The organism is Rhizobium sophorae (assembly GCF_013087515.1).
Taxonomy (GTDB): Bacteria; Pseudomonadota; Alphaproteobacteria; order Rhizobiales; family Rhizobiaceae; genus Rhizobium; species Rhizobium sophorae.
On the sequence record NZ_JABFCN010000028.1, the window covers coordinates 218260 to 225909 of the forward strand.

6 protein-coding genes are annotated in these 7650 nt (G+C 60.1%); all 6 read right to left on the reverse strand.

Going from position 1 to position 7650, the window contains the following annotated elements:
* Positions 1-29 precede the first annotated feature (29 nt).
* The gene (gene dusA, locus G9X64_RS16820; protein ID WP_171376993.1) at positions 30-1031 is read right to left on the reverse strand and encodes a tRNA dihydrouridine(20/20a) synthase DusA; all 1002 of its coding nucleotides are present in this window, start codon (positions 1029-1031) and stop codon (positions 30-32) included.
* 185 nt (positions 1032-1216) lie between these two features.
* The gene (locus G9X64_RS16825; protein WP_003540801.1) at positions 1217-1429 is read right to left on the reverse strand and encodes a cold-shock protein; all 213 of its coding nucleotides are present in this window, start codon (positions 1427-1429) and stop codon (positions 1217-1219) included.
* 532 nt (positions 1430-1961) lie between these two features.
* On the reverse strand, positions 1962-2429 hold the full coding sequence (locus G9X64_RS16830) for a DUF3828 domain-containing protein (RefSeq protein ID WP_168311672.1): 468 nt from the start codon (positions 2427-2429) through the stop codon (positions 1962-1964).
* Between the two features lie 229 nt (positions 2430-2658).
* On the reverse strand, positions 2659-5445 hold the full coding sequence (locus G9X64_RS16835; protein ID WP_168311671.1) for a metal-binding protein: 2787 nt from the start codon (positions 5443-5445) through the stop codon (positions 2659-2661).
* A gap of 380 nt (positions 5446-5825) precedes the next feature.
* Positions 5826-6212: a GNAT family N-acetyltransferase gene (locus G9X64_RS16840; protein ID WP_171376994.1), complete on the reverse strand. Its 387-nt coding sequence runs from the start codon at positions 6210-6212 to the stop codon at positions 5826-5828.
* A 65-nt stretch (positions 6213-6277) separates the two neighbouring features.
* The gene (locus G9X64_RS16845) at positions 6278-7219 is read right to left on the reverse strand and encodes a hypothetical protein (protein WP_246270972.1); all 942 of its coding nucleotides are present in this window, start codon (positions 7217-7219) and stop codon (positions 6278-6280) included.
* Between the last annotated feature and the right edge of the window lie 431 nt (positions 7220-7650).

The following is a 7650-nucleotide window of genomic DNA, read 5'->3' on the forward strand; positions in this document are numbered from 1 at the left end:
GTCGGCGTCATGACAAGCCGTCATTTACGTCAGGCGCTGACGGCCTCCTGCTCGGTCCCCGAAAAATCCACCGCCGCAAAGGCTGCCGCCAGCACCTCCGGCCCGGCGCCGTTTTTCGCGGCATCGGTGGAGAGGATCTGGCGGTAGCGCCTTGCGCCGGGCAAGCCTGTGAAGAGACCGACCATGTGGCGGGCCACGTGCTGCAGCCGGCCGCCGCTCATGATGTGGCTTTCGGCATAGGCCATCATCCGGTCACGCAGCGCCTCCCAGTCCGGCTCGCTCGCAGGCGCGCCGAAGAAACGCTGGTCGACGTCAGTAAGGATCGCGGCATTCTGATAGGCGGCCCGGCCAAGCATGACGCCATCGACATGGGTGAGGTGGGTTGCTGCCTCGTCGAGCGTGCGGATGCCGCCATTGATCCCGATGAAGACATCGGGCCAGCGCTGCTTCATCCGGTAGACGATCTCGTAGTCGAGCGGCGGGATCTCGCGGTTCTCCTTGGGGCTCAGACCCTTCAGCCAGGCCTTGCGGGCATGGATCCAGATCGCGTCGGCGCCGGCATCGAGAACGCGGGTGATCAGCTCGGGCAGTGCCTGTTCCGGGTCCTGCTCGTCGACGCCGATCCGGCATTTCACCGTCACTGGCGCGGTCGCGACTGCCTTCATCGCCGCGACGCATGCGGCCACCGTCTCCGGCGTCAGCATCAGGCAAGCGCCGAAGGTGCCTGACTGCACGCGGTCGGAAGGGCAGCCGACATTGAGGTTGAACTCGTCATAGAGGTAGGGTTCGGCGATCTTTACCGCCTCGACAAGTTTTGCCGGGTCCGATCCGCCGAGCTGCAGCGCCAAGGGATGCTCGGCGGCGTCATGACCGAGCAGCCGGTCGCGCGGGCCGTGGATGATCGCATCGGCCACCACCATCTCGGTATAGAGCAGTGCCCCGCGGCTGATCTGCCGGTGGAAATAGCGGCAATGCCGATCCGTCCAGTCGATCATAGGGGCGACCGCAAAAATCGGCCTCTTCTGCGTCATCGACGTTCCATTGTTCCTTGTTACCGGGGCCGCAGCGCGGGCGCCGTCACCGCCGCATCGGGCGGGCATCCATAAAGCGCGCATATAACACTTGCCAATGCGATCGACAAATGACCGCCGATCACCACAAACAGAAACGGCGCCCCTTGCGGAGCGCCGTTCATGCCGCCGAAGCGACGTCTGACTTACGAAGCCGAGATGTTGACGGCCTTCGGGCCCTTGCCCATGCGGTCCGGCTCGGTGTCGAAGGTAACCTGCTGGCCTTCGCGCAGCGACTGGATGCCAGAAGCCTGCAGCGCAGAGATATGGACGAAAACGTCCTTTGCGCCGCCGTCCGGCGTGATGAAACCAAAACCCTTGTCCTGGTTGAAGAATTTTACGGTGCCCTTGGTGGCCATTGGGATCGTCCTTTTCCCTTAGTCTGTGTAGTATCCGCGCCCCCGAGAGGAAGCGGACGGCTTTAGCTTTCGCCCCGATCGATTGGGACGAAGGGTCAGTCGGAGAAGTCACGTACGGGGAAAGAACGTCTACGTAGGCGGGTAGTCCCGCGCCGCCTTCCAAACGGAAGGGATTACCACATCAGTCCAGTCACCGGCATGCAAATGCCCGAGTAAGTCAATTCGTGCCAGCATTTCGGGCAAAAAGCAAGCGGGATTATTGTGGCACGCCCGCATCGATACCGGGAAATGCCGAAGATTCAGATACTTGACGGTGGGTTAACGGATTCTTGCACGGCTGTGCCATATCGGGATTCCGTGCCGAAACGGGATGACAGGCGGATTCGATAGTCGGGCAGGGATTTGTTCGGGGCCGGTCGGGCGGCAGGGCACACCGATCAGTCTTCATGGTGGGGGAGGAACGGAGCAATTGATCCAGTGAAATCGGTGGCAAACACAGGGAACCGCGACGGCGGGTGGCTGGGCCGCCTACCTACCGCGCATCACCCAGCAACGCGCCGAGACTCCACGGATTATCCCCCTTCTGGTTCGCGATGTCGTCGACCTTCCAGCCGCCGTGTTCGCGCACCAGGGTGTAGAAGAGTGTCACCTCTTCGCCGTTTTCGAATTCCACTTCCACCTCGGCTTTGTCATCCAGCAGGATCGGTTGGCCGATCCTGACGTCGCTGGCCGCGCCGTCCTGACCCGCGATGACGGGATCGAAGTCGATCGCGCCGACATCGCCCTCCGGTGTGTTGTCGAGATCGGTCTGAAGGAGCTCATTCAGGTGGTCGGAGAAGAAAGTCGAATAGGGCGAGGGCGCCTCGGCGTCGCTGTTGTCGGTGTCGTAGCTATAGAGCGCCTTGAGCAGCGCCTGCGGCGTCTTGTAGGTCTGCGCCAATGCCGGCAAGGCTGCGACTGCCGACACGGCGAGGGCGAGGATGAATGTGGGCAGGCGCATGCGGGCTCTCCTCGATGAGCGGTGAATCATAGCGGAATCGGGCGCTGAGGTGGAGCGGCAATTTGGACCGGGCGGTCAGCCCGAACTCCCTCTTCTACCCAGTGGGGAGAAGAGATTCGGTGGGGTACCTTGTTCCGCCTGATCGACGCAGGGGCTTGCTGGCCGCGAGCCCCCCGTTTTGAAAGCCATTGGCGACGCAACTCTGCGTCGCAGGCAATCCAGCCATGGCCTAGATCAATGCCTCATGCGACAGCGCAAACGACGGCTCGAAGACGTCCTTCACGGCAAGCGTGAAATCGTGGCTGGTGACGTTTCCGGCGGAGTCATAGGCTTCCGCGGTGAAGGTCAGGCTATGTGTGCTTTCGTAGTCGATCGCGGCCTTGGTCTGGATCTTGTTGCCGACGAGTTTGAAGATGCCGTCGGCATCGTCCGTCAGCCGCCATTTCACGGCGCCGCCTTCCGGATCGACGGCCGTCAGCAGGCCGACCGAGGTGCCGATCGCGATATTCTCGGAGACCGAGCTGCGCGAGAAGGCGAGGTTGGTCGGAGCCTTGTTGACCGGCGTCTCGTTGACGTCGAGGACGTTGATCGTGATGTCCTTTTCGACCGTGACCTTACCGTCGGAGACAGCCACCTTGATCGTGTGCGACTTCGCCGTCTCGTAGTCCAGCGCCTTCGAGGTGACGATGCGGTTGCCGTTGATCCGGAAGTGATCGTTGGCGCCATCGAGCAGCTTATAGGTGAGGGCATCGCCCTCGGCGTCCCTTGCACTGAGCAGGCCGACCGTGGTCCAGATCGGGGTACTTTCCAACAGGGAGGTTTTCGAAAGTTGTATATTGGTGGGCGCGCTGTTGGTGCCGTCGGGCGTGAACTGTCCCTTGGCGAAATCGTAGACGCCGTCGGCAAAACGGGCGAATTCAACATCGGTCAGCGTATCCTTGCCCTCCAGGGCGCTCGTCAGGATGTGGCTGCCATTGTTCAACGCGAAGGAGTATTTGGCGAAATTGCCTGAGAAGACCGCCGTATCGATGCCCGCACCGCCCAAAAGCACGTCGTTGCCGGCGCCGCCTTCGAACCTGTCATTGCCGCCGGTTCCGAAGAAATAGTCGTCGCCGCCGCCGGTCTTGACGTCGATGCCGAAGGCGGTGCCGAAGATGTCGACGTGGCGGTTTGCCAGTTCGTCGGAGAGGTCGGCATGGGCGCTGTCCGTTAAAGTCAACGCCAGGACATCATTCTCGTAGCCCGGCTTGTCGTATTTGACGATCTTGTCGAAGCTTTCGAACTGGGCGGCCGAAGCGAGAACCTCGGCTCCTGCCGTTTCGAGGATTTCGACGTTCTTGATCGTGAAACCGGCAAGCCCGATGGATTCCTGCCCAAGGCCTAAAGTAGGTTTGATGACCTGCAGCGTGTCCGTGCCGGCGCCGCCATCGATTACTCCGGAAAGAGCGGAAGAGTGTGACTGCAAGTTGATGGCATCATTGCCATCGCCGGCATCAATATCGAAGGCCTCAGGGGCGGTGGACATATTATCGCCATCGGTGATTTTATCGTCGCCCGCTCCGCCTTTGATGACGTCATTTCCGACGCCGCCGAAGATCTGATCGTTGCCATCGCCGCCGGTCAATTTGTCGTTGCCGGCATTGCCGTTGATCGTGTCGTTGCCGCCGCTACCATCGAAAATATCGTTGCCGTCGGTTCCCGTAAATATGTCGTCGCCGGCGCCAGTCTTGACGTCAATACCGGAGACCGTGCCAAATATACTAGCCCGACTGTTTCCAAGCTCGTCGGAAAGATCGACATGGGCCTTGTCCGTCAATCTCAAGATGGCGATAGAGGAGCCGAAAGCGTCCTTCGTTCCCGAGATTTTGTCAAAGCTTTCTAACTGCGCGGATGAACCGGTAAAGCCATACTCATTCGTTTCAAGAATTTCGAAATTCTTGATCGTCAGCCCGGCTATCCTGGATACGCGCAGTGTATCAATGCCGGTTCCGCCATCGATCGTGCCGGAAAGCCCCTGAGACTGTGTCTGGAGGGTTACGATATCGTTTCCGTCGCCGGCAGCGATGTTGAAGACTTCTGATGAAAGACTCGAAACATCACCATCGACGATTACGTCGTCGCCCTTGCCACCGATCAACCGGTCATTTCCACCATTGCCGTTGATGTAGTCGTTACCGTCGCCGGCGTCGAAGATGTCGTTGCCGGCAGTTCCGGTGAGAAGGTCGCGAGCGCTCCCGGTCGTGACGTCGATGCCGGAAACGTTAGGGCCGCCAAAGATGTAGTTTAGCTTGCCTGCCAACTCGTCGGAAAGATCGACATGGGCGCCGTCTGTCAAGACCAGCTGCACGGAAGAATCGGAGCCGGTACCGATGATTTTATCGAAGGATTCGAATTGTGCCGTCGATGCGGTCACACTGGATGTCGCAGGCTGGAGAATCTCGACGTTCTTGATCGTCAGGCCTGTCAGATCATTGGCTTGCAGCGTGTCGGTGCCGGCCCCGCCGTCTATCGTTCCCGATATCTTGGCGAAAGAGCCGGTGAACAAAATCACTTTGTCGTTGCCATCGCCGGCATCGATATTGAAGGTTTCAGCGACATCGGAAAAATAATCTCCGTCGCTAATCGTGTCATTACCCGCGCCGCCCTTGAGGACGTCATTGCCGACGCCGCCGTAAATCTCGTCATTGCCATCGCCGCCATTCAGCGTGTCATTGCCTGCTTCACCATTGAGCAAGTCGTTACCGGCGCCGCCGCTCAGCGTGTCTGCGCCACCACCACTCACTATGGTGTCGTTGCCGGCGCCCGTCGTGATCGTATTGGGGCCGCTCGAGCCCCTGACGCTCGCGGAAACCGAGCCCAACTCGTCGGCGAGGTCTGCCACGCTGGAATCTGAGACGGTGAGGGCGACGGCGGAGAGAGGATTAGCGGCGGAGTAGCGGATAACGTCGTAAGCTTCGAACTCAGCGCCGGTCCTGGTAAGCGTGGCGCCGTTCGTGTCCAGAATATTCAAGGCCATATATATCTTTCCCCAAAAGATGCTTTGTACTCGGCAATATGAGAGATCCCCGAAACAACTGTTTTATTGCTCGGCGGATGACAACCCCTCGGGGATCTATGCCAATCCCCGATTAAGTTTTCAATGCAAAATTGTGTCTTTTCATTGCTTTTTTAATGAAAAACTAAGGATGAAATACTGGAGAAACGAATTTTAATTTGAGAACTCAAAGTCATAATTTGGTTTCGTAAACAGTATTATCTTTCATTTTCGGGCGGGATGCTCTCGCGAAAATTTTGTTTCAGCGGGTTTGTCGGTAGTGCTGCGCCGCGCGACCATTCGCGTCACTACCGCAGGTTGGTGTTTGGCTTCGACTTGTTCAGACTTCCCGCGCGGAAGAACTACACGAGCTTGATGAGTCCTGCCTTCGTCGGCCTGAAGCCGCAGGCGCGGTAGAAGCCGGTCAGGTGCGGTTCGAAATCGACATGCAGCCACTCTGCGCCACGCTCCCGCGCAACCCGCGTCGCTTCCCTGACCAGCCGCGTCGCGATTCCCTGTCTTCGCATCTCGGGATGGACCGATGTATCGAGGATGAAGGCATGGATGCCGCCATCCCAGGCGACATTGACGAAGCCCACGAGCCGGTCGTCCTGATAGGCGCCGATATGGGCGAGGCTGCGGGAGAGGATGGGGGTGAAATCGCGGTTGTGCGGGGTGCCCCAGGCGGCGGAAAAAAGCGCGCTCAATTCAGCAGCGGAGGGGAAGGGGTCGATGCGCAGTTCCGGCATGGGCGGTTCCCTTCATTCGGCGGGTATGGAGGTCTTCCGGATCAGGGGCCGACGACGTTGCAGGCTCATTCCGTAACGGCGACGAGCCGGCCGTCGCGTCGCTCGAAAATCCTGTCGGAGAGAAAATCGACGCCGCGGTGCTTTGCCATGTCGATCAGCTGCCGGGCCGTGGTCAGCGCGGAGGGCGCTTTTCGGTCGATCACGGCGACTTCGTCGCGCTGGCGCAGGATCAGAAACGCGCCATCCGGGAAATTCTTGTCCACCATCGCCCAGAATTCATCCGTCATCACGATGGCCGGCGTCAGCGGCGGGTTATCGTCGATCCGGTAGGCGATCATGTGATCGTTGACCCGTTCTTCCTGGAGTTTCGACATTTCCCGTAGAATATTCCCCTGCGCGGCCTGGCGGATCTCGGCGACAGAGCGCTCGCCGAGATCGGCGCGCGAGAGCCCGACCAGGCTCTGCGGCGTGTCCAGCTGCAAGACAATCGCCACGTCGCCGGCAAGTTCCTTCGCCAGGGACGTTGCCGCATCCTGCTCATTCCCAGGCTGCCGGAAGCGGATATTGGCGAAAACATGCTGCAGGTCGAGTTCCGGCCTGCGGACCGTGACGAGAACGCTCTGCACGAGGTTTTCGATGGCGGCCTCGCGGTCCAGATCGTTGCGGAGCGTATAAAGCCTGCCGTAGACGTTGGTGACATCGATCGTTCCCGTCACGGCTTCGCTTCCGCTATTGGCAAGCCGCACGCGGAGAACGGCGGGATTGCCGGGGTCGATCGCAACCTCCTGGACCTCGGGCTCGCTGCGCAGGCGCGCGGCAACGGCGTCGCGCAGCTGCGCCAGCGTTTCGGGCGGTTTGGCGGAAATGGGCTGCGCTTCGGAGCGGAGGCCAATTTTCGAGAGAAGGGTCTTGAACATGTCGGCGTTTCCCTGATGTGTCGTGTCCTCGTAAGCTGCCGCCGGCGTCAGGATCAAGGCGATGCCGGCTGAAAGATTGATGATCCGCATCCTGGCCCCCGGCACCGGCGAAAGAGGCGGCAGCCGTCCGGCCGCCGGCCGAAACGCGTTGCGGCCAACCGGATTTATGCGGCGCGTTTCAGGCGTTTGTTCATGCATATCGTCCCCCGAAGCCGCCGCAACGGCCGGCCGTCAGCAGAAGCTAGGACAAAGCTGTTGCCGATCAATGACGGATGAGGCGCATCGGCCGGGAGTGGGCGGCGGCCTTATGCCAGCTTGATAAGGCCTGCCACGGTGGGGTAAATCCGCAGGCGCGAACCGGAGGGTGTGGAGTTCGGCGAAGGGGTCGATGCGGAGGTCTGACATTGGAATTTTCCCTGTGGCCACGCAGCGGGGCTGATCCGCAAAATCACGTATAACGCCCCTAGGAGCTGTGGACACTTATCTGAGCCATAGGATTGTTGCGGCCAAAGCGAGCATGG

What these genes read in the sequence shown, in the direction of transcription:
- G9X64_RS16840 (WP_171376994.1), bottom strand. Translation starts at nt 6,212, where the DNA reads ATGCCGGAACTGCGCATCGACCCCTTCCCCTCCGCTGCTGAATTGAGC.
- G9X64_RS16835 (WP_168311671.1), bottom strand. Translation starts at nt 5,445, where the DNA reads ATGGCCTTGAATATTCTGGACACGAACGGCGCCACGCTTACCAGGACC.
- dusA (WP_171376993.1), bottom strand. Translation starts at nt 1,031, where the DNA reads ATGACGCAGAAGAGGCCGATTTTTGCGGTCGCCCCTATGATCGACTGG.
- G9X64_RS16825 (WP_003540801.1), bottom strand. Translation starts at nt 1,429, where the DNA reads ATGGCCACCAAGGGCACCGTAAAATTCTTCAACCAGGACAAGGGTTTT.
- G9X64_RS16845 (WP_246270972.1), bottom strand. Translation starts at nt 7,219, where the DNA reads ATGCGGATCATCAATCTTTCAGCCGGCATCGCCTTGATCCTGACGCCG.
- G9X64_RS16830 (WP_168311672.1), bottom strand. Translation starts at nt 2,429, where the DNA reads ATGCGCCTGCCCACATTCATCCTCGCCCTCGCCGTGTCGGCAGTCGCA.